The organism is Variovorax sp. WDL1, from assembly GCF_001541225.1.
In the GTDB taxonomy this organism is placed as follows: domain Bacteria; phylum Pseudomonadota; class Gammaproteobacteria; order Burkholderiales; family Burkholderiaceae_C; genus Variovorax.
Genome location: NZ_LMTS01000149.1, coordinates 1 through 917, shown reverse-complemented (window position 1 = coordinate 917; position 917 = coordinate 1). Strand labels below are relative to the sequence as shown.

Sequence of the window (917 nt, the reverse complement as noted above, 5' to 3'; positions counted from 1 at the left end):
GGCTCGTCGCTGACGCCCGCCAGCAGATTGATGGTCTCCAGCGCGAGCAGGGCCGAAGCCTCTTCGATGTCGGCGGCCACAATGGCCTTGCGCAATTGGTCGCCGAGCTGGAGGGCCTGGGAGGAGGAGCTGATGACGCGAACCGCGCGGCTCAGGTAGCAGCCGTTGCCGCCGAACTCGAATAGCCGCGGCTTGCTGCAATACCAGCATCCCTCGAACTGGATGGCGGTCAGGTGGTGGCCGTCATCGAACCGGGTGGCGATCAGAAACAACGCATCGAGATCGGCGGTGCCCTCGAACGAATGACGCTCGATCAAGTTCGCCAGCTCGTCGTCCTCATCAGCACCGAAGTGCACGGCGAGCAATTCGAGCAGCGGCGGGATCGACAACCCTTCGTCGTCCGGCATCGGAATGCCGAGTTGCGTGGCAAAGCCTTCCAGGCCATCGAGCACGTCCGGCCATTGCGGATTGGTGGTCTCGGCGATCTGGGCGATGTAGGCCTGCCCGTTGCCGGGGTGGCTCTCGTCCAGCGCGAAGGTGCCGAACAGCGCCTGGATGACGGGCGTCACTCGGTCGAGCACGAGAACGCCGGTGGCTTCGTAGTAGTTGTTGGCCATGAAGGCTCCTTTCGATGAATGAACGGAGCCAGCCCTTGCGGACGATGGCATCCGCAGAGTAACCGCCTGATGCCAGATGGCACTGGGCGGGGAGAAAATGCGAGGGACATGGCCTCGGACGAGGCGCATGTCCCTCATGGGGTCGCGTGAACGCAGTGATGAAGATGTGCCAGGGACCGGCTCACCAACCGCTGTAGTTCAGCAGCAGGTTGGCGATCACCTGGCGACGAGGCAGATCGAGGCCGTCGAAGTCCGACAACCCGTTGAAGTGGCAGCGCTTGAGCATGGCACCGCCCTCGC

General features: G+C 63.6%; 1 protein-coding gene. It reads right to left on the bottom strand.

Annotated features, from left to right (window positions below; all coding sequences use genetic code 11):
* A partial coding sequence (locus tag APY03_RS20030) for a hypothetical protein (RefSeq protein WP_068679409.1) occupies positions 1–617 on the bottom strand: 617 nt, incomplete at its 3' end.
* Positions 618–917: the final 300 nt, after the last annotated feature.